This window comes from Nitrincola tibetensis (assembly GCF_003284585.1).
Taxonomy (GTDB): Bacteria; Pseudomonadota; Gammaproteobacteria; order Pseudomonadales; family Balneatricaceae; genus Nitrincola; species Nitrincola tibetensis.
In genome coordinates this window covers 13,174-36,441 of the sequence record NZ_QKRX01000011.1, presented here as the reverse complement: position 1 = coordinate 36,441, position 23,268 = coordinate 13,174, and the positions used below count along the sequence as shown (strand labels likewise).

Annotated in this window: 21 protein-coding genes; 11 read left to right on the top strand and 10 right to left on the bottom strand. The window is 44.4% G+C overall.

All coding sequences use genetic code 11. The features are described 5' to 3' along the window. Nucleotides 1-6: 6 nt before the first annotated feature. The gene (locus DN062_RS13745; protein ID WP_112159883.1) at nucleotides 7-1,461 is read right to left on the bottom strand and encodes a diguanylate cyclase domain-containing protein; all 1,455 of its coding nucleotides are present in this window, start codon (nucleotides 1,459-1,461) and stop codon (nucleotides 7-9) included. 293 nt (nucleotides 1,462-1,754) lie between these two features. Here DN062_RS13745 and DN062_RS19095 point away from each other — a divergent pair, with 293 nt between their 5' ends. Beyond that, nucleotides 1,755-3,437, top strand: coding sequence for a PAS domain-containing methyl-accepting chemotaxis protein (locus DN062_RS19095; protein ID WP_112159882.1), 1,683 nt, complete (start codon nucleotides 1,755-1,757; stop codon nucleotides 3,435-3,437). 36 nt (nucleotides 3,438-3,473) lie between these two features. On the opposite strand, the gene DN062_RS13735 is transcribed toward DN062_RS19095, so the two are convergent. The 3 genes from DN062_RS13735 to DN062_RS13725 all read right to left on the bottom strand — a co-directional run bounded on the left by DN062_RS13735 (nucleotide 3,474) and on the right by DN062_RS13725 (nucleotide 6,687). Beyond that, on the bottom strand, nucleotides 3,474-4,184 hold the full coding sequence (locus DN062_RS13735; RefSeq protein WP_112159881.1) for a 16S rRNA pseudouridine(516) synthase: 711 nt from the start codon (nucleotides 4,182-4,184) through the stop codon (nucleotides 3,474-3,476). Nucleotides 4,185-4,229: 45 nt separating this feature from the next. Next, nucleotides 4,230-6,029: a protein adenylyltransferase SelO gene (locus DN062_RS13730; protein ID WP_239995792.1), complete on the bottom strand. Its 1,800-nt coding sequence runs from the start codon at nucleotides 6,027-6,029 to the stop codon at nucleotides 4,230-4,232. Between the two features lie 79 nt (nucleotides 6,030-6,108). Continuing rightward, nucleotides 6,109-6,687, bottom strand: a complete 579-nt coding sequence (locus DN062_RS13725; RefSeq protein ID WP_112159880.1) for an HAD family hydrolase — start codon at nucleotides 6,685-6,687, stop codon at nucleotides 6,109-6,111. 291 nt (nucleotides 6,688-6,978) lie between these two features. On the opposite strand from DN062_RS13725, the gene DN062_RS13720 reads away from it, so the two are divergent. From DN062_RS13720 to DN062_RS13700, 5 genes are read left to right on the top strand one after another with little or no spacing between them, the layout of a single operon-like run. Then, a complete protein-coding gene (locus DN062_RS13720) occupies nucleotides 6,979-7,506 on the top strand; it encodes a GspH/FimT family pseudopilin (protein ID WP_112159879.1) in 528 nt (175 codons plus the stop codon). Nucleotides 7,507-7,525: 19 nt separating this feature from the next. Beyond that, nucleotides 7,526-7,993 carry a type IV pilus modification protein PilV gene (gene pilV / locus DN062_RS13715; RefSeq protein WP_112159878.1) on the top strand — a complete coding sequence of 156 codons (468 nt, stop codon included), beginning with the start codon at nucleotides 7,526-7,528 and terminating at the stop codon, nucleotides 7,991-7,993. After that, a complete protein-coding gene (locus DN062_RS13710; protein ID WP_112159877.1) occupies nucleotides 7,990-8,937 on the top strand; it encodes a PilW family protein in 948 nt (315 codons plus the stop codon). Before pilV ends, DN062_RS13710 begins: the two co-directional genes overlap by 4 nt. Further along, a complete protein-coding gene (locus tag DN062_RS13705; RefSeq protein WP_112159876.1) occupies nucleotides 8,937-9,449 on the top strand; it encodes a pilus assembly PilX family protein in 513 nt (170 codons plus the stop codon). The genes DN062_RS13710 and DN062_RS13705 overlap by 1 nt, the downstream gene beginning before the upstream one ends. Nucleotides 9,450-9,457: 8 nt before the next feature. Continuing rightward, on the top strand, nucleotides 9,458-13,525 hold the full coding sequence (locus tag DN062_RS13700; protein ID WP_112159875.1) for a pilus assembly protein: 4,068 nt from the start codon (nucleotides 9,458-9,460) through the stop codon (nucleotides 13,523-13,525). Nucleotides 13,526-13,617: 92 nt separating this feature from the next. Here the strand turns inward: DN062_RS13700 and dksA are convergent, their stop codons facing one another. The 5 genes from dksA to DN062_RS13675 all read right to left on the bottom strand — a co-directional run bounded on the left by dksA (nucleotide 13,618) and on the right by DN062_RS13675 (nucleotide 18,459). Beyond that, the gene (gene dksA / locus DN062_RS13695) at nucleotides 13,618-14,025 is read right to left on the bottom strand and encodes an RNA polymerase-binding protein DksA (RefSeq protein ID WP_112159874.1); all 408 of its coding nucleotides are present in this window, start codon (nucleotides 14,023-14,025) and stop codon (nucleotides 13,618-13,620) included. 4 nt (nucleotides 14,026-14,029) lie between these two features. Continuing rightward, complete coding sequence (zigA, locus tag DN062_RS13690) at nucleotides 14,030-15,232, bottom strand: zinc metallochaperone GTPase ZigA (protein ID WP_112159873.1); 1,203 nt, start codon at nucleotides 15,230-15,232, stop codon at nucleotides 14,030-14,032. 9 nt (nucleotides 15,233-15,241) lie between these two features. Further along, nucleotides 15,242-17,248 (bottom strand): threonine--tRNA ligase, encoded by a 2,007-nt coding sequence (thrS, locus tag DN062_RS13685; RefSeq protein ID WP_112159872.1) that lies wholly within the window; start codon nucleotides 17,246-17,248, stop codon nucleotides 15,242-15,244. 141 nt (nucleotides 17,249-17,389) lie between these two features. Then, on the bottom strand, nucleotides 17,390-18,067 hold the full coding sequence (locus tag DN062_RS13680) for an RES family NAD+ phosphorylase (RefSeq protein ID WP_112159871.1): 678 nt from the start codon (nucleotides 18,065-18,067) through the stop codon (nucleotides 17,390-17,392). Next, on the bottom strand, nucleotides 18,061-18,459 hold the full coding sequence (locus DN062_RS13675) for an antitoxin Xre-like helix-turn-helix domain-containing protein (protein WP_193483897.1): 399 nt from the start codon (nucleotides 18,457-18,459) through the stop codon (nucleotides 18,061-18,063). Before DN062_RS13675 ends, DN062_RS13680 begins: the two co-directional genes overlap by 7 nt. 261 nt (nucleotides 18,460-18,720) lie before the next feature. Between DN062_RS13675 and DN062_RS13670 the strand changes: the two genes are divergently transcribed. The 3 genes from DN062_RS13670 (at nucleotide 18,721) to DN062_RS13660 (ending at nucleotide 20,562) form a co-directional block, all read left to right on the top strand. Beyond that, nucleotides 18,721-19,281 carry a pyridoxamine 5'-phosphate oxidase family protein gene (locus DN062_RS13670; protein ID WP_112159870.1) on the top strand — a complete coding sequence of 187 codons (561 nt, stop codon included), beginning with the start codon at nucleotides 18,721-18,723 and terminating at the stop codon, nucleotides 19,279-19,281. A 211-nt stretch (nucleotides 19,282-19,492) separates the two neighbouring features. Further along, entirely contained in the window at nucleotides 19,493-19,789 is a 297-nt protein-coding gene (locus tag DN062_RS13665; RefSeq protein WP_112159869.1) for an HNH endonuclease, read from the top strand. Further along, nucleotides 19,786-20,562, top strand: coding sequence for a CLCA_X family protein (locus DN062_RS13660; RefSeq protein WP_112159868.1), 777 nt, complete (start codon nucleotides 19,786-19,788; stop codon nucleotides 20,560-20,562). The genes DN062_RS13665 and DN062_RS13660 overlap by 4 nt, the downstream gene beginning before the upstream one ends. Nucleotides 20,563-20,689: 127 nt before the next feature. On the opposite strand, the gene DN062_RS13655 is transcribed toward DN062_RS13660, so the two are convergent. Next, entirely contained in the window at nucleotides 20,690-21,094 is a 405-nt protein-coding gene (locus tag DN062_RS13655) for a hypothetical protein (RefSeq protein ID WP_112159867.1), read from the bottom strand. A gap of 136 nt (nucleotides 21,095-21,230) precedes the next feature. Between DN062_RS13655 and DN062_RS13650 the strand changes: the two genes are divergently transcribed. Both DN062_RS13650 and DN062_RS13645 read left to right on the top strand, forming a co-directional pair. Further along, nucleotides 21,231-21,950 (top strand): methyl-accepting chemotaxis protein, encoded by a 720-nt coding sequence (locus DN062_RS13650; RefSeq protein ID WP_112159866.1) that lies wholly within the window; start codon nucleotides 21,231-21,233, stop codon nucleotides 21,948-21,950. Nucleotides 21,951-22,301: 351 nt separating this feature from the next. Continuing rightward, nucleotides 22,302-23,039 carry a formylglycine-generating enzyme family protein gene (locus tag DN062_RS13645; RefSeq protein ID WP_112159865.1) on the top strand — a complete coding sequence of 246 codons (738 nt, stop codon included), beginning with the start codon at nucleotides 22,302-22,304 and terminating at the stop codon, nucleotides 23,037-23,039. The last annotated feature ends 229 nt before the right edge of the window (nucleotides 23,040-23,268 follow it).

Sequence of the window (23,268 nt, the reverse complement as noted above, 5' to 3'; positions counted from 1 at the left end):
GAAAAATCAGACTTGTTTTTCTGTTTCATAAAAGCGAATTCTATTTCGGCCAGCCGTTTTGGCTTCATACATGGCCTTATCAGCCCATTTCAGAATGTCATCTGGGCTTGCTTCGTGATCGAGAAACAAACACACGCCAATACTTGCTGAGCACTGGTGTTCGATGATGTGCTCGGCTTCTCCTTTACGTGTAACATTCAGTTGATACACATTGGAAAGTGTTGTGCGGATTTTCTCTGCTATGGCTGCTGCTTCGGTGATGGATTGCGCGGGATCTGTATCTAGCTCGCCAAGCATTACCACAAACTCATCCCCTCCAAAGCGTGCAACAGAGTCAATTTCACGAACACAGCTTTTTAAACGCATCGCAACCTCTATGAGCAACAAGTCGCCGACAAAATGTCCATACGTATCATTTAGAGGTTTGAAGTTATCGAGGTCGACAAACATTAAAGCGCCATGGCGTCCCGAGCGCTTGCTGGTTGCCAGTGACTGGTTCAATCGGTCTAGAAGTAAGCGGCGGTTGGGAAGCTGAGTCAGCGTGTCATAGAACGCCAGTTGCTGAATCTGATCCTGCATTTGTTTACGCTTGGTGATTTCTCGGGTTATGCCGTGAAATCCGATAATGTTTCCATGTTTGTCCCGCACGGGCTTTGAGAAAACTTCGCCCCAAATAACACTCCCATCCTTGCAAATGTGGGGAACATCAAAGCTAACAAAACCAAGATCCTTGCCTTCCTTCTCAGCTTGTAGCCGTCTTTGCCAAGCTTCGGTGACAATGGCGCGCCCTTCTTCATTGAATAATTCCAAAACATGATGGCCGATTACTTCGTTCGCCTTGAAACCACGAAAGCGTTCGTCAGCAGGGCTGATATAGGTGATGCGAAGCTCGCTATCCGCTCGCCAGATTACATCAAGAGTGTCTTCTGTAAGCAGTTTGTAAAATGCTTCACTTTCATTGAGCCTCTGAGTGCGTTCTTCTACCAATTCTTCGAGCACTTGGTTGTGCTCCTGCAAATTCTTAAGAGGATAAACGTTGCTATCCTGTGCTAGGTGATAAGGAAACGAAAGGCTGCTGTGGACAATTTTCCAAGCGTCGGCCTCCAACTGAAAGATCAGCACTTGGCGTGCGATGTCGCGCGAAATAATGCAGTCAAGAACAGGTAGGTGCATGTGAAAAAAAGCAGTCACAACGGCGATGTGCTCACTTAAATCTTGTACTGAGATATCGCGTAGTTCAATACGTATATGTCCAGGTACCTCAGAAAAATCCTGTTGTGTGATCCTGATCCATTCGTAACGATCTGTAATCAGAACACGTCCGCCAAAGGTGTAACCGCTAAAGTTCTCACTGAAGAGGTTTGTTAGCCTCTCATCACGAGAGGTGTACAGTTCAAGATATTCGTTAAACACTGCACGAATTTTGTCTTGGCGCACAGAAACACTAGGAGTGGCGGTCATGGAGGATGCTCATATTCACTAATCTACTAAATATTATAGACCTACTTATACACTATGGGGCATTTGACCACTAGTTTACTAAAGGATGGTCTTTCAACAGAATGACAAGACGCATGATTAATATTTTGAGTAAAAAGGCTTTTATTGATGTTTGTTTCTATGGTGAATTCTCCTAGTCTTGTAGCGTCTCCTATGACGTACTCGCATAAATCAGCTCAATTAAGTATTTCGATACTGTCTGTCAGTAAAATAAAGTGATTTATACGAATCTATTAAGGGTGACTTCGCGTAGTATGTGGGTTCCTCTTTTTAACAATTGTGGGTGCTGTATGTGGTTTAATGCCAAACGAAAAAATAGTTCCATAATTGCTAATTTGGTCGGTAGTATCAAAAGCGCGGCTCTTGTACTGGATAAAGATAACCGAATACAACATGTAAATCCTGCATGTTTGGAATTGCTTGGTGAGTCCGTTATGAGTCTTATTGGCCAGCAATTTAGTCATTTTATGTTGCAGATCGGCGCAGAAGACCGTCAAGGTAGCCATACTGCTAATCTCCAGAGCACACTTTACAAGTTGCGCTCCCAAACGTTAGTCGATGTGAAATTTTCTAGCATTCAACAGGACGATGAAAGCTATCAACTTGTGTTAATTGATCCGGCAGCAGAGCGTGATGCTGATATCCAACTAAAAGAGCAAGTCTTCAATGATACTGATGAAGCACTGGTGGTGCTGAATGCGAATGGTCAGTTAGTGCTAATTAATTCGTCGGCACGTCGAATTCTGAACCTTGCGAAAGTAAAAAAAGGCGACATGTTCACAGGCTCGGCGTTGGTTGAGCGTATCTCCAAACTCCAAGATACCCAAACTATAAAGTCTGATACAAATAACAGCACGGCCCTGCAAGTTAATGTGCACTGGGCTAAGCTGGAAGGCAATGACTATAAAGTCATTCGCATACAGGATATCTCTGCCTTTACTAAACAATCCCATACAGCGGAAATGCTGAGTCGGGTAGTGGCGAACACCAGTACTTCTGTTTTGATTACGGATACAAATGGGCTGGTGGAATATGTGAATCCTGGTTTTGAGGTTCTTAGCGGATATACCCTAGCTGAGGTTAAGGGTAAGAAGCCAGGACGCCTCCTACAGGGTGAACAGACTAATAAAGAGACAGTTGCACGTATTTCGAGAAAACTTAGGCAAAAGGAGCCATTTTATGAAGAGTTATTGAACTTTGATAAAAATGGCGTCCCTTATTGGATCATTCTTTCTGTTAATCCTACGTTCGATCAACTTGGGCGTCATACAGGTTTTGTGGGAGTTAGCTCTGATATTCGCGAGATCAAAAAGCAGGTTCTAGAGCAGCTAAGCCAAAAAGAGGCGATCAGCAGCCAGTCAGCGGTAATGGAATTTGATTTGCAGGGTAAACTGATTTTATGTAATGACTACACATTGGAACAGATGGGTAAGATCAGTTCGCAGGAGTTTGCTTCCATTGTTGGTAATATTTTCAATCACCTTAGTGATGCTGAAGCCACTGTGGTTAAGGGTGGAGGTTCAGCCAATGTAACCCTCAAGCTTGAAAATGCGGCTAAACAACTGGTTGCGCTCGAATGTATTGTGAAGCCAGTGAATGATCTTAATGGTCAACCTGAAAAGTTGGTGATGTTTGGTAATAATGTCTCACAGCGAAATCGGGTTATAGTCGATACTCACAGCGCCATGTCGCAGGTGTTGGATAAGATTCAAAGCATCGTTACGAGCATCAATGCGGTTTCCAACCAAACAAATTTACTAGCACTTAATGCGGCGATTGAGGCGGCCAGAGCGGGAGATGCTGGGCGTGGTTTTGCGGTGGTTGCTGATGAAGTGCGAACGTTGGCACAAAGCTCAAACAGGGCGGCCTCTGAAATTGGCGAATTGATCATTGAGACTAAATCTCATGTTGATAAGCTTTCGACGTTTTTAGGTTAGCGGATTCAATAAACTAGCGGCGATTGTCATCCATATCTAGGTTGGGACAGGACGTCCCATTTGCTTAGTCAGTAGCTGCCATTCGCCAACTTTTAAATTAGGCGGTAAACTGTAGTTGCCAATTGCAACTCTGTGTAGATTTACAACAGGGTTGCGAAACCGACCAAACATGCGTTTTATTTGGTGGTATTTGCCTTCTGTTAGTACCACTTGTGCTTTGTTTGCTGAAAGAATTCTTAGCAAAGCAGGTGCTGTGATGTGGTTTTCATACTCAAAATACATGCCTTGTGCAAAGGCAGTAATGTATTCCTCGGTAATCGGGTGCTCGAGTTCAACTTCATAAACTTTATTCACCTTGTGCTTTGGATCTGTCAGCGCACTCGACCAGCGACCATCGTTGGTGAGTAAAACCAGCCCAGAGCTGTTTAAATCCAGTCGACCGACAATATGCAGCTCATTTTTTTGAGGGTGCTCGATTAAGTCAATGACCGTTTTATGCTGAGCATCTTTCGTCGCGCAAACCACCCCAATGGGTTTGTGTAACAGAATGTAGATAGGCTGGTTGTTTTGCAGCACCAGCCCATCGTAATCAATTTGGGTAAATTGATTCACCAACCGAGAGGGATCATCGCAAAGTTCATTGTCGACGTTTACCCGTCCTTTAACGAGGTCCAGCCGTATTTGTTTTAGTGAGCGCTGCAACCTGCGCGCTAAAAAACGGTCGAGTCGATTAGATGCGGCTGCCATTAATGATTGCTCATACTTGATTCGTGTCGCCGAATACTTCGTCCGTCACGACGAACAACTATAATGCGACAAACCACCCACCTCAAAAAATGCAGCGGGTTGCAGTCGGTAATATTTATCGTCCACTTCCTTTGACTGCTCAGCATAGGGCTGTGTCATGATGTCTTGAATCTCTCGAAGAAGTGTGTAATCCCCATCACCCGCTTGTTGATAAGCAGGCGCAACCTGCCACTCTCGTAAAGTGTATTTAGGGTTAACGCATTTCATCTGACTCGATATTTCATTCCGAGAGAGTTGTAGTGTTCTTTCCGTGATCAGTGACTTCCATTGAGTGATCCAGTCGGCCCAGCGCGCATCGAATTGCTGTGAGTCTGATTTAGGCATGGCCTCTGTATAAAAGCTTTTTTTAAGTGGTTCAATCGTATCAGGCAAGTTGGAGAGTTCACGGAAGAAGAGCGTGTAATCGATCGGTGTTTGCATCATGAGCCTGACGAGCTCACTGAACAATTCTGTGTTAAACGTATTGAGGCCCAGTTTGGCAGCCCACATTTTTTCCAGCTCTGTTTGCATAACCTCTGCGAACCCTTCTTGAATCTTATCAAGTTGCACTACTGCATCTGAATGTTTTTGAAGTAAGGGGCGCAAGGCAGAACAAAACATGTGAAAGTTTCGTTCCGCCGCCATCGGTTGGTTAAAGAACGAAAAATGTCGTCCGCCACCTGTCCAGGGTTGGAAGTAGGGGTGGAATGCCTGACAAAAACCATAAGGGCCGTAATCAAGGGTGAAGCCACCAGCGGCACAATTATCGCTGTTAAAGTTACCCTGACAATAGCCGACACGGATCCAGTTCGCCACCAGCGAGGTTAGGCGGCCACGAAACTCCCCTGCTAGCAACAGTATTTTTTCTTCAAAATTTAATGATGTATCGATAACCTGGCTATACTCTCGATTCATTAAATGAAGCACGAGTTTTCTTAGTTCTTCCATCGCTTGCGGGTGTTCATTTTTTCGGGCTCGACGGCCAAAGAGTTCGAGCTGACCCACTCGAATAAACGAAGGTGCGACGCGTGTTGAGATGGCGACGGGTTCTAATACCAGTCTATCCGGATCGAGTGAGTGTGATCCCTCTGAATACCATGGCCGCTTAACTTTTTCTGACTTAGAAACATACAAGCTTAAAGACCTTGACGTAGGCACGCCAAGCGCATGCATATGCTCTTGTGCTAGGAACTCCCGAACGCTGGATCGCAAAACAGCTCGGCCATCCGCACCACGGCTGTAGGGTGTTCGACCACCTCCTTTTAATTGCATTTCCCATCGACGTTCCTTGATCACAGCCTCAAGTATTGAAACAGCGCGTCCATCGCCGTATCCGTTGCCCGTTTTAAAAGGGCATTGCTGAGTGTATTCAGTACCGTAAATGGATAGCGCGTACCCACAAGCCCATCCGCGATCACGCATCGGCCCAGGAACTTGGCTCATATTGCCAGAGAATAGGCGCAGGAAGGTTTCGGATTGCGCGAGGCTATCTGCGAAGCCCAGCTCTTGAAAGAAGTCTTTGCTGTGGGCAACGTATTCAGGGTTTTCAATAGGGGTAGGTTTAACAGGAACATAATGCCCAGAGAAAACCTGTCGTGGATTATGATCCACACCATCGGAGGTTGCATCAGGGTCGCAGTTGAGAGCCTCTAATAGTGAATAATTGGCCAGTTTGGCAAGGTCATCGAGAGTTGCAATGGTTGGAGCGTTTTTTTCAGCAGTATTAGGCCCGCTATGCGGCTGGGAGTCATCCGGCTTTAACCCATTATCCGCGATGCTAGACCCTATTTTATTGTTTGCTTTCAATTGAATAACCCTGAATGTGGCAGTAATCGATATTATCGCTGGCTCTTTGGACTCAAACTAACAGTTATTTGTCTATGAATCACTTAAACATAGCTTGGTGCAGTAAATCAAAATGCTCAAACGTGTAGTCCGCCAGGTGATGATAGTCCGGTAAAGAAGGGTAATTAATCAAGCAAGAGTGCATCTGCGCATTTCGCCCTGCCTCTAAGTCATACTTGTAGTCGCCTACCATCAGCATGGCACCGGTAGGTAGTTTGAAGTCTTTTGCAATCTGAAGTAGAGCGCTTGGGTCAGGCTTAGGTTTTGAATTTTCTCGAGTGATGACTCGGTCAATAGGTATTGCATTGCGCTTGATTTTTACCCTTGTAGGGTGGTGCGAGTTTCGAGTCACGATCGCCATGGGTATATTTTCTATAATGCATTTATCTACAAAGGCTTGAGCGCCTGGCATCCAATCACTGCATTCAGCATCGAGTAATTCGTGGCGATGAATGATCTCCATTGCTTCATGTTGCTTCTGTTCTGGTAGTGATCTCAAAAAAGACAACACATCCTCATGATCAGGGCAGCTAATTTCGTGCTTGATGGCTGAAAAGTTGAGAGATGAGGTCACTAAGGTGCCATCTAGATCGAAAATTATGCCTCGAATGTGTTTCATTTTACGGACTCATATCAACTTTGGCTAAAGGATTTATCATCACTATTATAAGTGATCCTTAAAACTGATACGAACCTCAGGGATAAAAGGTTTTTTTAAACGGATCATAAGATGTGGATTGTAATGACAATATGAATTAACAGTCCGATGTGGCTTTCAAATGACTTCTTCGATGCTTGGTTTTAGATTGCAGAACCGCATCAAACAGCAAAAATCTGCTACTTTTATTTGTTCATTATCAATTTTTTTTGATCTATACTTTGGGTACAGTTTGTTTGAAACAGTGAGCGTATGAAACGTCATCAAGGCCTTACTTTAATTGAGTTGATGGTGAGCATCATGGTGCTTGCTATCTTAGTCACGATTGCCTTACCGAATTATCAGTTATTTGTCGTGAGCAATCGAGTCAGTTCGCAGATTAATGAGATAAATGCGGCTATTTCCTTGGCTCGTTCTGAGGCGATCAAACGTAACAGCAGTTTTTCATTTTGTAAGGCTGATTCTGAAGCTGCATCGGCATGCTCTTCGGTTGCGGGTTCATGGAGTTTTTGGATGCTACGTGATAATCAGTCCAATCAAGTTAGCATGCGTGGTGATATCAATACGGGATTATTGCATGTTCAATCCAATTTAAACTCTAATCGAATTGACTTTAGAGGGAATGGATTTGCGTATGAAGGCCGGAATCTCATATCCACTAGTGTGCAGCCGTGGGTTGAAGTCTGTCCAGTTGCACTGCCTGAGCGGACCCGAAGAGTTAATCTGGGCATTTCATCTCAGCAAATCGCTACACTAAATCCTGTTAAAGCCAATTGTTAGTGAAGGAGATGGCAATTTTATGCCAATGAGTTCTCGTGCAGTTCTACTGTTATCGCAACGAGGTGCGGGTCTTTTAGAGATTCTGATTACATTATTGCTGGTCACTATTGGGATCTTAGGGTTTGCATCTTTGCAAATGTCGGCGCTCAAGCAAAGTCAAAGCGCCATGGATCGCTCGTTAGTCGTTAGCCAAGTGTACTCAATGATTGATATGATGAGATCTGACTCTCAGACACAAGATTATTCCGTATACAATATTGCCTTGTCCGCTGCTACACCATCAGGTAATTCATACCCAGTACAAGCTATTGAAGCTTGGAGACGTAATCTATCAACTCAACTAAATGGTGCGCAAGGGCAAATTGCTTGCTCAGCAGCACGTGCTTGTCAAATTACCATACAGTGGGACGATTCTAGAGCTGGGCGAAGTGAGTCTGAGTCAAAGGCGCTAGCTGTCTCTCAATTTTCTGTTGATATTACATTATGATTTCAAATCGAAAAAAATTCGATAGACCATTATTGCCCGTTAAATGTAAAGGTATTTCATTAATCGAATTAATGATTTCTATGTTACTAGGACTGGTGCTTGTTGGGGCCATTTCATCTGTGGTTTTGGCCAATATTGAAACCTTTAAAACCAATCAAACTCTCGCAGAGGTGCAAGATAGGGCACGTTTGACATTTGAAATCCTTGCACGCGAGATACGAGAGGCGGGTTCAACAGGGTGTGCCCCCGATGAGCCGCTAGAAAGCTTTTTAACAAATACACCAATACCTTGGTGGGCAGGCGACTCTTGGAATGACTCACTCACCTTATATGCGGCTAATGAAGTGAGTCCAGCTATCGCATTTGGTGATAATGTGGGAAACCGTATAAACGGTACGAGTGCATTAATGATCAGAAGAATGGGTGACGAACCTTGGATTGTCACCGAAAGACTTACGTCTGGTTTTAGGGTTTTTTCGGATGTCAGCACATCTGAACATGACGTACGTGTTGGCGATGCGATACTGACCTGTGACGCCAGAGGAGTAGCCCTGTTTAATGCAGTCGCACCAACGGGTACAAATAAAAAATCAATTTTCTATGATGCCTCCTTAAATTTGTCTGGATACACTCTGCCAATGATTGGCTTCCTTCATGCAGAAACTTGGTATGTCGGCCATTCATCTAATAATCCCAGTGGTCGCTCGTTATTTAGGGCTAGGTTGACAGGCAGTAACATTGTAACTGATGAAGTTGTGCCTGGTGTGACTCAGTTCAATGTTCGACGTTGGTCAGGGAATTCCAATGTAATTGAAATGGCATTTGGTTTAGAGTCGATCTCACACCCATCTCAGCGTATTGAAAGGGCATTAATGTCAGCTGCGGATTTTTGCACTGAGGTTGGTTCGCAAGGTTTTTGTTACACAATTGCGAGGCGCAATTAATGTTCAGGCAAGCGGGTGTCTCTTTACTCACAGCATTGGTGATGCTGCTGATCTCAACCGTTATAGGTTTGTCGGTGATGCGATCGACTCTTTTTCAAGAGCGTATGGCCGGAAATATTCAGGAGCGTTCTTTTGCGTTTCAGCGTGCGGAGGATGCGCTAAACGATGCCGAAGACCTTATTTTGCAAGAAGCAAAGAAAGACCTTAATGCGTTCATTTCTTCTAATCAAGTTGTTGATTGTATGCTTGTCGCGAATGATTGCTCCTCCAGTATGCCTGATCAGAAAGATAAGGGATGGGTCAGTGCAGGGGCTTCTGGAGCTGAGTATATGATCCAATATCTTGAAACTCGTGCATCAAACGATTTATCGAACTTAACTCAGTCTTCTACTCAAAACTACGGTGAATCTGCCAAAATCCCAACCCGATATTTTAGAGTGACGAGTGTGAGCGGCTCGGTAGGGGATGAAAGAGGAAGAGTGATCTTGCAAATGATGGTCAAATTACAGTGAGAACTAAAATGGATACTCGACAAACGTTTCGTCATTTTTCTCGTATGGGATTAGCTATCCATCATCGAGTCTCTTTGCTGTTGTCCAGTACCTTACTGTTGGCGTTTGCTAGCTCGGTATTTGCCACTTCCATCGAATTACCAACGAAGCCTCTAACTGTTGTGTCGAATTTGCCGTCCAATTTAGTGCTAACGCCCTCAGTTGAATGGCCGACCATATTGAGTGTTGCCAATTTAGGTGGTTTTTCTCTTAATCAGCGTTATTCAGGTTATTTTGATTCAGATAAATGTTACGGATATCAAACGTCCACTAACAAATCGGAAGAGCACTTTTATCCACTCATGTTTTCGACAGGATATTCTTGTGAAGGGGCTATGTGGAGTGGTAACTATCTTAACTGGGCTGCAACGCAGACGATTGATCCCTTTCGCAAAGCACTGACTGGTGGTTTGCGAGTTAAAGACACTCCGACAGAAACTTGGTTAGAAAAGGCTCGTTACGATCGAAATAATCAATATTTTGGCAATCGTAGTTTGCAAAGCAATGTCAATCAAGTGACACCTTTTTCGAATCCTTTAATATCAGAAGTGGCGCATGCGTTAGGGAATCGTATGCGTATTGTAAGATCAGAGTTGGTGGATTTTGAAATCCCAACGGCATTGATAGGCACAAATGTCCCCGTCAATCAGCTGGGCGACGGTTTTTGGTTAACCGATAATCCAGATGGGCTGGTAGAGATTAATAAAGCCTCTATTTTTGGTGTAGCAGGGGGAGATGATTTAGTTATAGAGTTAGAGCGGAATCCAAATGATGCGTCCAACCTGTATCGAGATATATCTGCTAGAAGTGGAGAAAGTTACCAGCTGAAGTTTTCTTATGCGCCACGTTCAGGTCATGTGAACTCTTCAAATATCAACGTTTACTGGGATGGAGCATTGATTCGTAGCTTGTCAGGTAGCAATACCAATTGGCAAGCTATCGAGCTAACACTCAATGCAAATCGAACAGGTTTGCATCGTTTGGAGTTCCGAGCGGCCAATAAAGACAGTGTTGGTGGTGTCTTAAATAATATTAACCTATCGTCAGCCCCTATCGATTTTTATGTGCGCGTAGCTGTATGCGTACAAGGCTTGCTGGAATCAAATTGTGTTCAATATAAAGAGGGTTGGAAGCCAGAAGGCTTAATTCAAGAGTATGCATCAAGGATGCGGTATAGTGTTTTTGCTTTTTTAAACGATCATGATATGCTCCGAGACGGTGGTGTCATGCGTGCTAGGCAGAAGTATGTAGGCCCTGTTCGCTTAAATCCAACATCTGGACAAATGGAGGATAACCCTAATCGGGAGTGGGATCCAGTCACTGGGGTACTTGTCACTAATCCGGATCCAAATGATGCAAGCTCCACAAATACCTATTACGACATCAAAGACTCGAACTTTCACATTATCAATAGTGGTGTTATTAACTATTTAAATAAGTTTGGACAGTTAACCGAGAAACAACACAAATCATTTGACCCCGTTAGTGAGCTGTATTACCACGCGCTGCGTTATATGAAAAATCAGCAGCCTATTCTGGCGTATTCATCGGTACCTGCAAATCAGCTAACAGAAAAGCAGCGTTGGGAGTTAGCGGATGCTTTCCCTGTCATCACTGATTGGAATGATCCCTATCAATATTGGTGTCAAGCAGGTGCTATTCTGGGCATTGGGGATGTGAACACCCATCGAGATAAAAACTTACCTGGAAATACTCGGACAAATGATGAGCCTTCTACGGTTCCTCAGCGGGTCGCATCAGATGTGAGCTATGGAGACAAAGGTGTTGTTAGTTGGACCGGAAAAGTGGCTCAGTTAGAAGGTATAACGATTAATACCCCCTTCACCGGACGAGAGAACTCTGCTTACATGGTTGGTATGGCCTATCATGCAAGGACGTCTGACTTGAGGCCGGACCTTCAAGGGAAGCAAACGCTGTCAACACACTGGGTAGATGTGCGTGAAGGTCAAGTTTTGGCGGGTAAAAATAGTAACCAGTATTGGTTGGCCGCTAAATATGGCGGGTTGCAGATTCCAGATGATTTTGATCCAGAAACCTTTACAGGTCCAATTCCTGATAATTGGTGGCATGATTCCGGTGATGTACTCGCTCAAACTGGCGACAAGCGTCCTCGCAATTTTTATGTTGCGAGTGAGGCCGATAAAATGGTTCAAAGTTTAGAAGATGCATTTAAGAATATAAGCTCTGAACGCTTTGCCTCTGGTGGTGGAGTGGTCGCGACCAGTAGTGAATTCAACAACAATACTTTAACTTTCACTACTGAATACAATTCAAATAATTGGAGTGGAGACCTAGTCGCCTATAAACCACTTGCAGTTGGGGGTAGTGAGCGAGTTTGGAAAGCCAGTGAGCAGTTGCCTACTTGGGAACTAATTGGGGGGCGTAAGATCTTTACTCACTCTGGTGCCTATTCATTGAACCATCAACCTGTTTTAGTGCCTTTTGCCTTTGACTCCCTAACGGCTGATCAAAAAGCATCCCTTAGCAGTGAGTTACTCGTTAACTACCTTCGAGGGGATCGTAGTTTTGAGCTTTCTCAGCCAGATGGAGTTTATCGGACTCGACAATCTGTCTTGGGCACATTCATCAATTCTTTGCCTATCTACATTGGTAGTCCCGAGAATGTCGCTCGATATGAGGGCTATAAATTTAAAGGTGCAAATAGCTACCTAACTTGGGCAAGATCCCAAAAATCGCGCGCACCAAGAGTGTATGCTGGTAGTAACTCGGGCATGTTGCATGGCTTTGATGCTAATACGGGGGTTGAAACTTTTGCTTTCGTACCTAATGCAGTGATAAAAGGACAGATGGCTGAATTAGCGAACCCTGACTATGAGCATGAATATTTGGTTGATGGTGAGTTGGCTGCTGCAGACGTCTTTATAAACAATCAATGGAGAAGTATTCTTGTCGGTAGTCTTGGCTTGGGAGGTCGTGGCATTTTTGCGTTAGATGTTACTAATCCCAATAGCGTTAGCTTACTTTGGGAAATCAGTGCTGAAAATGCTCCAGAGCTGGGCGTAACACTGGGTAGGCCGGTTATCGCTCAAGTTGCGGATGGTGATTGGCGTGTCATTTTGGGTAATGGTTTAAACAGTCAATCTGGTAAGGCGCAGCTATTGCTCGTTAGCATCGATACTGGAAAAATTGAATGGATAGACACAGGAGTTGCGGCAGGAAATGGTTTATCTGCAGTATCAGTGTGGGATTCAGCTAAGCAAGGTTTCATCGACTTGGTTTTTGCAGGCGATCAAAAAGGGAATTTATGGAAATTCTCAAGTCTATTGAGCCCGAATCCAGTGGTCACTAAGTTATTCGAGACGGGTGGGCAACCCATATCGAGCGCACCTTTATTGGGTCAGAATCCGTATACTAGTGATCTGCAACGCTGGATTTTCTTTGGTACAGGGCGCTATTTAGTCGCTGAAGATGTTGCGGATAAGTCTTTACAAACATGGTATGGACTAAAGGACTCAAATACGTTGATTAAAAAAGATCAGTTGGTTGAGCGACAAATTCTTGCTGAAGTCGTTGCCGCTGGTCGCGATCTGCGTGTGATAAGTGAGGGAACTACAAACGAAATGGCGGGTAAGTCTGGTTGGTTTATTCCTTTGGTTTCCCCAACATTTGGTAAGGAAGGGGAGAGAATGGTGCTGAGTAATGTTTTTAGAGGGCGGCTGCTCTTGGGGACGTCTCGTATACCTGATTTTAATGATCGGTGTATGCCAGGTGGGCGGGGCTATCAGATGGTGATAGATCCATTTACTGGAGGAAGACTGAGTTACAGCTTTTTTGATGTAAATTCAGACGAGGTGTTTGATGAGTCTGATTATGTGACCTTTGATAATAAAAAAGTGCCTGTATCTGGGTTGGGAACATCAAGCCCAACTGGAAATCCTGTTTTTATAGAAGACACAATGATTACCTGTGATGAAGAGGGAATCTGCGAATCAGCAGAGACTCAATTGCAACCCGATATTATTTTGCGTACTTCATGGCGGGAAGTTTTATTATAATGAGCTCTGGACGGACATCTTATTCTCTCTGGGCGTAGGTGTTCTAGCTTGAATTTGTGTTGCTAGGCCAAGAAATAAACCTTGGCCTTCGCTTACCTCGAGTAATTCCTATCTTTCATTTCTGCGAGTGTTTTTATTTCAATACAAAGCTCGGCAGTGGGTCGAGTCAAGAGTCTGGGGATGCCAATGGGCTCTCCAGACTCCAAGCAGTAGCCATACGTTTTATCATTAATCCGTTTAAGCGCAGCATCAATTTTTGGGATTAACTTTCGATCTCTATCTAGCGTTCTGAGCCGAATACTTGACTCTTCTTCGTAAGCGGCACGATCACCCTCATCATTCATTTCAGGTGGATGTGAGAGCTCATTTTTGCTTGCTTCAATGTCTTCTAGAGTCTGAAATTTTAAGTCCTCCAGCAAGACTTTAAAAAAATCCAACTGGTCATCATTCATATACTCTGATTCAGATGCCTGAAGTAGCTGCTCTTTTGTTATTATCATGATATTACTCCCAAGCTGGAAAAGGATCGTCGAGCAAAGCCCACTCTGACTTACCCGCTAATAATTGCGCGTCGGTGATCAGACAGTTATCGAGTGAGTCAATCATGGCTTTTTGATTAAGGTTCTGTCCAATAAACACCAACTCTTGTCGCATATCACCGAAGGGCTCTACCCAGATTTCTTCAATCGACTTTAAGTATTCAGGATCATCAGGCCAGCGGTTTTTGGGTACGGCTTTCCAGAAAAGCCCGGCCATGCTGTGGTGACCTATGCCACCCGCTTGGCTCCATTGACCTGCAAACTCGGGTCGAGTGGCTAGCCAGAAAAACCCCTTAGAGCGAATAAGTTTGCCTTCAGTCACTCGGGTATTTAGAAATTGATAAAATTTGGCGGGATCGAAAGGGCGGCGTGCCCGATAAACAAAACTGGAAATACCGTATTCTTCAGTTTCAGGAATGTGTTCGCCGCGCATTTCTTTCAGCCAACCGGGCGCTTGTTGCGCTCGCTCAAAACTAAAACGTCCGGTGTTCAGTAGTTTATCTAGGGGAGCTGCGCCCCTTTGTATCGGAATAATGTCAGCATCCGTATTTAAGCTTCGAAGAATACCAGTTAGACGCTTGATATCCTCATCACTGACTAAATCGGTTTTGCTGATTAAAATAACATCGCTGAATTCCACCTGTTCCACTAGCAGGTCCGTGACACTGCGCTCATCCTCCTCACCAAGGTTTTCATCCGTGTCCTGAAGCGAATAGGCGGCATCATAATCCTGTAAAAAATTAACGCCATCAACAAGGGTCACCATGGTGTCGAGTTTGGCGATGTCTGAAAGACTAATGCCATCTTCATCTGCAAAGGTAAAGGTTTCTGCAACAGGTAAGGGTTCAGAGATCCCAGTAGACTCAATGACCAGACAGTCGAAACGACCTTCTTCTGCAAGTTTTCTGACTTCGAGCAGCAAATCTTCACGCAGGGTACAACAAATACAGCCGTTGCTCATTTCGACCAGTTTTTCTTCAGATCGATTTAACGAGACTTCTTGTTGAACCTGTGCCGCATCAATATTCACTTCACTCATATCATTGACGATCACCGCTACTTTGAGGCCGTCGCGGTTATTGAGTATGTGATTCAGGACTGTGGTTTTACCGGCGCCTAAGTAGCCTGATAAAACCGTTACGGGTAAGCGTTTTTCGAGCGTATTCATATAAAACCCCTAACAGGTTGCGGCGGTTAAGTGTGTGATAGCGGCGAGTCTTGCCGCTTGCTGACGTTCCTGTGTTTCTCTATCGGGTGCGGCGCATTCTGTGTTGAGACGCTTTACTACTTCTTCAACTGAGAAGGTGCCTAAATCTTCTCCATCGCGGTGCCTTAGAGTGACCTGAGCGTTTTCGGCCTCTCTTGCGCCCACAATCAATAAGTAGGGGATGCGTTGCAGTGTTTGTTCGCGAATTTTATAGCTGATTTTTTCATTTCTGATGTCTGCTATTGCACGAAGACCCGCCCCTGAAAGGATATCCGTCACTGCATTGGCGTAATCGGATTGAGCCTCCGTGATCGACATGACCACCGCTTGAACGGGAGCAAGCCACGCCGGTAATTTACCCGCATGATGTTCAATTAAAATACCGATGAAGCGCTCTAATGATCCAAACAGGGCGCGATGAAGCATGACTGGGCGCTGGCGCTCACCTTGCTCATCTACAAACTCTAGACCGAATCGTTCAGGCAGGTTCATGTCGACTTGAAGTGTTCCGCATTGCCAGTCTCGTCCAATGGCATCGCGTAAAACAAATTCAAGTTTAGGACCGTAAAAAGCGCCTTCACCGGGGTTTAAAGTGTAAGACAAGTTCATCGACTCTAGAGAGGTGACAAGTGCTTCCTCTAAACGGTCCCACACTGCATCACTGCCCATTCGGTTCTCTGGGCGGGTGGAAAGTTTTAGATGTATATTGTCAAACCCGAATTCTTTGTAGATGTCTAAGACTAATTCAACAACGCGACGGCATTCTTCATTCATTTGCTCAGGCGTGCAGTAGATATGTGCATCGTCTTGAGTGAAGTGCCTGACGCGCAATAAGCCATGAAGTGATCCTGATGGTTCGTAGCGGTGAACTTTGCCAAATTCGCCCATGCGTATGGGTAAATCACGGTAGCTTTTTAGGCCGTGTTTATATAGAAGGACGCTGCCAGGGCAGTTCATGGGTTTGAGTGCTAAATGCCGTTCATCCTCGGTTTGCGTAGTAAACATATGATCACGATAGTTCTGCCAATGACCCGAGGTTTCCCAGAGGCTTCTATCCATAAGATCGGGGGTATTTACTTCAACATAGCCACTGTTTTTTTGTCGACGGCGCATATAATTAATGAGGATTTGAAGTAGAGTCCAGCCATGTGGGTGCCAAAAAACGGAGCCAGGTGCTTCCTCTTGAAAGTGGAACAATCCCAGTTGGCGTCCTAAACGGCGATGATCTCGTTTCTCTGCTTCCTCAATGCGCTTTATATAGGCTTTTAATGCCTCTTTATCGGCCCATGCCGTGCCATAAATACGCTGCAATTGTTCGTTGCTGGCATCGCCTCGCCAATAGGCGCCCGAGAGTTTAGTCAGCTGAACGTGCTTTAGAAAGCGCGTGTTGGGAACATGAGGACCTCGACACATATCCACGTATTCTTGATGAAAGTAGAGGCCCAGTGATGTTTCTTCGGGCATATCTTCGATTAAACATAATTTATAGTGTTCATTACGTTCGCTAAAAAGACGGATGGCTTCATCTCGAGGCGTCATTTTCTTGATAACCTGATAGTTCTGGGCGATGAGTTTTTTCATCCGCTCCTCAATCGCCTGTAAGTCGTTTGGCGTAAAAGGGCGCTCGTATGCAATATCGTAATAAAAACCATTTTCGATCACAGGTCCTATGACCATTTCGGCATCAGGATACAGTTGCTTGACCGCATGCCCCACCAAATGGGCGCATGAATGCCGAATGATCTCTAACGCGCCTGAGTCTTTGGCGGTAATAATTTCGACGCTTGCATCGCTTGTAATAGGGTCAGATAAATCAGCTAACCGATCATTCACACGACCTGCAATGGCGCTTTTGGCTAAACCGGGTCCAATTTTGTGTGCGATTTCTAGCAGTGTTGTTGGGGAGGGAAGATGAAGCTCATCCTCGTTTGGCAAGGTGATTGTAAGGGTGCAAGTGGTTTGATTTATATCATTCATGGTTAACTCAGAAGGCCAAAAACAGATTCATTTGTTATACTATAACATAATATTTGATAGGTGGTGGTAGATGGCTTTTATGGAATGTCTATATATCTAGCTATTTTTGACTTCGAAGCGGAAAACTCAGGTGCTATGAACTCAAGTGAACTTGAGTTCACGAACCTTTGAAATACTCTCACCATCAAAGACGAACTCAAAGTGCCGAGTTTGAACGGCGGACTCTACATATGAAGGAGACATGAGTCCCCAGCAAATAGACGTTTCATTTCTGACAGAGCGATATTGAAGTCCAGCCTCTCCTGACTTTTTAACCTGCGCACCAAAAATACGGGAGGTCGTGTAATCATCAGGTGCGTGGATTGCATCAATAGACGCCGCATTAATCAGCTTGGCCGAAAACCTAAATTTGAGGCATCGCATATCAACAGTGTCGTAATGGAGACCTTCAACATTCCGAAAATACTTTTCTTGATGATATCGAGTCTCTGCGATGGCTGTGGCGGTGGTATCGGCAAGGTAAAGTATGCCGAATGCGCCATCACTGAAACGAGAACCGTCAGGATTAACATGGGTAAATGGGGCTGTTGCATAATTTACCCCTGTAATACCAAAAGGTATCTCCTCTGTAGGAATAAGCGTTAGGTCGCCAAGCGCGTTAAGAATTCTAGGGTTGGTTAATGCTTGCAAGGCATAGGCCGTCTCAAAGTCCTCCGCGCTTATTACGTCATCGAACAACGTAATGGGAGGGAACTTTGAGTTAACCATTCGATAGGCTTCTTGTTTTGAAAAAGAAACGTGCGGTTGCTTGTCTACCATTGCCCGCTTCTCATACTGTCGATTCGTTTGAACACCTCATACAATGCGCCAAAATTGCCTGTGCTAATAATTGATAGCGGTGTCCTGCCATTGAAGTATGGATTATGATTTACCATAGCCATAAAGCCATATACGTTATCAGGGTTGGAGAACACCATTCTGAGTGCCTGATGAATGTTGGCAAGATAGCTTAGGCGCTCAAGCTGATCACTGCTTAAAGAGACGGTGCTGGCATCTTTTTGATAGCGATGAAACGAACTTTTTGGAATGCCCAAAATAGCCTGTTTTTGAGCAGCAGAGCATCCCCATTTATCAAGGATATTGTTGCCCATTTTGAATGCTGCACCATGATTGATACTTGGAGCATCTTGGGCTTCTGCTACCGTTGTCATTGCTTTGCTCCCAAATTGAATCATATTGACATGTTAGTCTCATATGGGGCTTTTATCAAGCGTTGGTCTCAATTGGGGCGGGTGTTCTGTTTTGTTGTGGGAGGTCTCAAAAAGGTTCAATATAATATTAGAGCTTCTGGGCACACTTTTCTGCAGTGTGTCAGCTAATCGGCTGGCGTTGAGTTGTGAGGAATATTTACAATTTTTTGGCTAGAGGGTTATTTTTATTGGTGGTCAATCAAACAATTGGAATTTCTTAGAATGACAGATATTGAGCAGCGACAGAAGGACCTTTTCTCTATCCAACGCAGCATCTGGAATGAGTTAGAAAATGCCATCCGAAATCGTGATCATGGTTGGAGGACTCCTATTCTGGCAACCGTTGACTCAGCAGGTTTTCCTGATGCTCGAACCGTCGTTTTAAGAGAAACAGACGCTTTGAATGGGAAGTTAACAATTTATACGGACAAACGAAGCCCAAAAGTTTCGCAAATCTTGAATCAACCTGAGGTTTCTCTGGTGTTTTGGTGCAGATATCTCAATTGGCAATTACGCATTCATGCTTTAGCGAGCGTTTGTGATGACCATGAAAGAATTCAGAGTGTGTGGGAGCAGGTACGTTTAACGGCGGGTGCAGCCGATTATCTTAGCATTCAAGCACCAAGTAGCCCGTTGTTCAACGATGGGTTACTGTCTGAGAATCAGCATGCGTTGTGTATTCTAGATCTGCATATTAAGTTTATCGACTGGTTAAGCTTGAGTCGAGATGGTCATAAGCGCGCTAGATTTGAGAGTAACCAATTCACTAGGTTGACCCCTTAATTTCGACAATTTTTAATGAATAAACCTTGGTTATAAAAATCGTTTTCGTCACTGATTTCGATCAGTGCATAGTTCCGCTTTTGTGGTATGTGAACAGATAGCTTAATCCAAATACCAAATTGCTTCGAATAACTGTTGCTAGAAACGTTTGAGGATGTGAGGGTTTATGCGATAAATTAATCATCTGCCTTTGAGCCTAAAGGAGATCAAGGTGCGAAAAAAACCTGAAAATAGTTACTGCGAATTGTGTCAGAGAGATGCGCCACTGACTTTTCACCATTTAATACCTCGCAAGGTTCATCGTCGAGCACGATTTCAAAAGCACTACACACTAGAGCAATTACAACAGGGAATTTGGTTGTGTTATCCCTGTCATCGAGCGGTGCATAGACGACATGATGAGATGGAGTTGGCCTTGCGGTTTAACTCGCTTGAGGCATTAAAGTCAGATCCTGACATGGCGTCTCATATAGTCTGGATCAGAAAACAAAAAGTACTGAGTTTATGAAATCCTACTATCGCCGAGGACCCGAACACCGTTACGGTGAAATCGTTGATTTTCTGAGTATTCGCAAGTTGTATGACTTTCGTTCTGTTGAAGTGGGCCGCTGGGTTACGCGAGCCGAAAATGAAGAAGCGGCAGCACATTTTTATGATGCATTGGCTGACCTTATGACGATACTCAATGGTACGGAGGCGCTTATTTCTCTTCGAGGCACATTGGCATTTCAATATGGTATCGGCGGAAGACCCGGAGTTTCGGCGCATTACCATCTTTCTACACGGTGTTTTTCTCTGGCCAAAAATGCAGGTCCTGGCAGTATTGCACATGAATGGTTTCATGCCCTAGATCACTACTTGGCGGATAAGTGTTTTAGTGATGTGCCAATAAAAATGTTTGCATCCAGAGCTTGGCTACACGATGCTACGCCGGTTCCACATCCACTGAATGATCGATTATTCAAATGCTTTGAGACTATTTTCCTTGACGAGAAGGGGCGAGATTCAAGTCAGTTATTTCAATCATCTAAACAAGTCGATAGCGCACAAGGTACTTTATATTGGAGTTTGCCTGAAGAAATGGCAGCTAGAGCATTTGAGGCCTTCGTGCAGGACCATGCGATTTGTAATCATTATTTGGTGAAAGGGACGAAATCATCTGAGGAAGCTCAGTTAGGGCTCTACCCACAAGGAGACGAAAGAAGCCGAATAAACGCTGCATTTGGGGACTATTTTTTTCACTTGGGTCATGCGCTTAGAAAACGAAGCAGTGCAAAATAATGACTGCAGGGGGATTACCATCCTGCTCCAGTGCGCCTACTCCACTGCATAAAGGCTGTTTTGAGGCGAGGGTTTTTATGAGCAAACTAAGATTGCCGTCAATAACGGCAATCTTAAACGTAAATGATTAGTATCCAGCTAAGCTTAAAGCTTGCTCAAATTGATTGTCATCTAAAACTCGCCGCCAATGATTGACGCAACTAGCGCGCATGAGTACTAGTTGGGTCTCTAACGAACCGATTTCTGCGGCAAGACTGTCGAGTATGTCTTGTGACTCATTGGCAATAATTGCTCTACGTAATATTGCTCTTACTTCAACTGCTTTATCTTCAACAGCTCCACGTTGTGAGGGCATTGCAGCCAACCAGTTTTTAACTTCTTCACGTTGAGCATCATTCAAATTAAGTGCATCTTGATTTTGAGCAATTGCAGGTGTGAGCAAGACAAGAGGTCTAGAAAGTTCGCTAATATCACGAGCCATAGCTGTTGAGGTAGCGGTACAGAGTGCTAGAGCAATCAAAAGTTTTTTCATACTGAACTCCTTGGTTTAGATTTCACTATATTAGCTAAACCTATAACCAATGAGGCAGTGACATATTGTCGCAGCCCTGCGAGCCCCTCCAGCACCGCTTTGACTCAATCACCAGCTCATTAGTCAAGAAGTTGCTATGGAGCATGCTATCAATCAGATGCAGAGTGAGTTTAAAACTCAAGTGCAAGAGTGGAAAAGTGTATTGATTCGAGGCGAAAGGCCCGATCAGCTCGAACGATTTTGGAGTAGCTTTCAGAATCAGGAACGTCTTGTTCAAACAATTGCGAGGGATTTATTGACGATCATGCCTGATGGGGAAGAGCGACAAACCGTTATACAGTTTGTTGAAGCTCACCAAACGATGGGCGTCGCCTATCGAAGAGGTTATCAATCCTTTGTTAACAATGGTTTTGATCATCGAGTGGGTGATCAAGCGGTTGCTGGCATTGATCGAGAGCCTTCTCGGTTATTAAATCAAGCTGCTTCAGATTTGGCTGAAAAAGCACTTCAAGAAGCTAATGAAATACCCGGAGAAGTGCAGTTTGCATCCTTATTATCGGCAGTGCTTTTGCTAGTTGCGATCCTACTTTTTGGTGTGATTGCCATGCTAGTGGTGAACTTAGGCATTGTTCAATTTAGTCGTAAATTAATCAGTGCGATTCAATATTTGAGTGAGGGCCGATTGAACACAAGTATTGCTATCTCAAGGGCAGATGAGCTAGGTACCCTAGCGCACTCTGCAAGACAGCTTCAAGAGTTTTTATTGCAAGTTGCCAATGAGATGCGAGTCAACAACAAGGTGCAAGTGAAACGGCCGAGACCGCACAGAGTCTCAGTAGTGTCGCCGACGTCTTAAACCAGATGGGGCAAAGAAATCAAACCTTAACTTCACGCTTCTTAAGTATTTAATTAATCTCTATCTGAGCGAGTGAGCAGAATCGGATAGAGACTTTAAGATTGAGTGGCAATAAACTGCTAACAAACTGCTGCTACCGTACAAGGAAAAGCTCAGGCCCAAAAAAGCCTTAATTTTTTCCTGCTGCAGAGCCGAGTGTTTTGTGGGTAGTCATTTGCTACTTGTATTATATTTTGATCCTACATCGGAATAAAGATTTCCATAGGTTCGTTGTACCTACTTGGTGATTTCGTTTTAGCGAATGTGCCAATTTATTGTTTTTTAAAACTAACTGCGGCAAAGGATCATTCGATGAGTAACCAGATTCGACAACCAAGCTATCAATCACTTGCAACCTTCCGAGATCCGCTGGCCGACGGCACGTACAGCCCCGAAATGGTGGTTATTCCAATTGGCGAATTCATGATGGGTACCCACGAACTCATCGATACTCAGCCCCATAAAGTAATGATTCGAAAGTCATTTGCGCTTGGTAAGACACCCGTAACTCAACTCGAATGGCAGAGGATTATGGGCAGAGATTTTCCAGAGCTAGTAATGAAGAGTAACGACGATTGTCCAGTAACCAACGTGAGTTGGGACGATGTGCAAGAGTATATTGACAGACTCAACGGATTAGCGGGGGCTTCATTTCGACTGCCGACCGAATCCGAGTGGGAATACGCAGCTAAAGCGGGGGAGAATCATAGATACTCCGGCAGTAACGATATTGATGCAGTTGCTTGGGTTAATAAGAATAGCGACAGAAGAGTCCAGCCAGTTGCAAGGAAGCAAGCTAATGCGTGGGGACTTTATGACATGAGTGGTAATGTTTATGAATGGGTTCAAGACATATGGTGCTCAGACTACATTAGCGGAAAGCCCGATACGGAGGAAGCGTTGCAAATGCGGGTCGATAGCGGCAAGCGGACCAAACGTGGAGGCTCTGCTTTAGGTGCGGCTGGGCTAGCAGGTTGTGCGGAGCGAATCTGGAGCCCAAGAAACGCCCGAGAAGACTTTACGGGTTTTAGGCTTGCAAGAACTCTATAATGATTAGCATCTGAGCAAACACTCTTTTTGGAGGGGGTTCACATGCCTAACTTCAAGCCGACAGTATTCACAAACGTCAGAAATACCGTCGTGAAGATCCTTATGCGCATGTTTTGGAAGTGGTGTCTTTAAACTTATGATCTCCTGGTAATTCTGCTTTGAATTTAGTTTTGCAATTACCACTCATACACATTATACAAAAATGCTGGCGGTCTTCGTGTTTGGTGCT

Excerpts from the sequence above, each read along its gene's own strand:
- DN062_RS13670 (WP_112159870.1), top strand. The coding sequence starts at position 18,721 with ATGACAGATATTGAGCAGCGACAGAAGGACCTTTTCTCTATCCAACGC.
- DN062_RS13650 (WP_112159866.1), top strand. The coding sequence starts at position 21,231 with ATGGAGCATGCTATCAATCAGATGCAGAGTGAGTTTAAAACTCAAGTG.
- pilV (WP_112159878.1), top strand. The coding sequence starts at position 7,526 with ATGCCAATGAGTTCTCGTGCAGTTCTACTGTTATCGCAACGAGGTGCG.
- dksA (WP_112159874.1), bottom strand. The coding sequence starts at position 14,025 with ATGATAATAACAAAAGAGCAGCTACTTCAGGCATCTGAATCAGAGTAT.
- DN062_RS13655 (WP_112159867.1), bottom strand. The coding sequence starts at position 21,094 with ATGAAAAAACTTTTGATTGCTCTAGCACTCTGTACCGCTACCTCAACA.
- DN062_RS19095 (WP_112159882.1), top strand. The coding sequence starts at position 1,755 with ATGTGGGTTCCTCTTTTTAACAATTGTGGGTGCTGTATGTGGTTTAAT.
- DN062_RS13735 (WP_112159881.1), bottom strand. The coding sequence starts at position 4,184 with ATGGCAGCCGCATCTAATCGACTCGACCGTTTTTTAGCGCGCAGGTTG.
- DN062_RS13645 (WP_112159865.1), top strand. The coding sequence starts at position 22,302 with ATGAGTAACCAGATTCGACAACCAAGCTATCAATCACTTGCAACCTTC.
- DN062_RS13660 (WP_112159868.1), top strand. The coding sequence starts at position 19,786 with ATGAAATCCTACTATCGCCGAGGACCCGAACACCGTTACGGTGAAATC.
- DN062_RS13745 (WP_112159883.1), bottom strand. The coding sequence starts at position 1,461 with ATGACCGCCACTCCTAGTGTTTCTGTGCGCCAAGACAAAATTCGTGCA.
- DN062_RS13710 (WP_112159877.1), top strand. The coding sequence starts at position 7,990 with ATGATTTCAAATCGAAAAAAATTCGATAGACCATTATTGCCCGTTAAA.
- DN062_RS13725 (WP_112159880.1), bottom strand. The coding sequence starts at position 6,687 with ATGAAACACATTCGAGGCATAATTTTCGATCTAGATGGCACCTTAGTG.
- zigA (WP_112159873.1), bottom strand. The coding sequence starts at position 15,232 with ATGAATACGCTCGAAAAACGCTTACCCGTAACGGTTTTATCAGGCTAC.
- DN062_RS13680 (WP_112159871.1), bottom strand. The coding sequence starts at position 18,067 with ATGGTAGACAAGCAACCGCACGTTTCTTTTTCAAAACAAGAAGCCTAT.
- thrS (WP_112159872.1), bottom strand. The coding sequence starts at position 17,248 with ATGAATGATATAAATCAAACCACTTGCACCCTTACAATCACCTTGCCA.
- DN062_RS13675 (WP_193483897.1), bottom strand. The coding sequence starts at position 18,459 with ATGACAACGGTAGCAGAAGCCCAAGATGCTCCAAGTATCAATCATGGT.
- DN062_RS13700 (WP_112159875.1), top strand. The coding sequence starts at position 9,458 with ATGGATACTCGACAAACGTTTCGTCATTTTTCTCGTATGGGATTAGCT.
- DN062_RS13720 (WP_112159879.1), top strand. The coding sequence starts at position 6,979 with ATGAAACGTCATCAAGGCCTTACTTTAATTGAGTTGATGGTGAGCATC.
- DN062_RS13705 (WP_112159876.1), top strand. The coding sequence starts at position 8,937 with ATGTTCAGGCAAGCGGGTGTCTCTTTACTCACAGCATTGGTGATGCTG.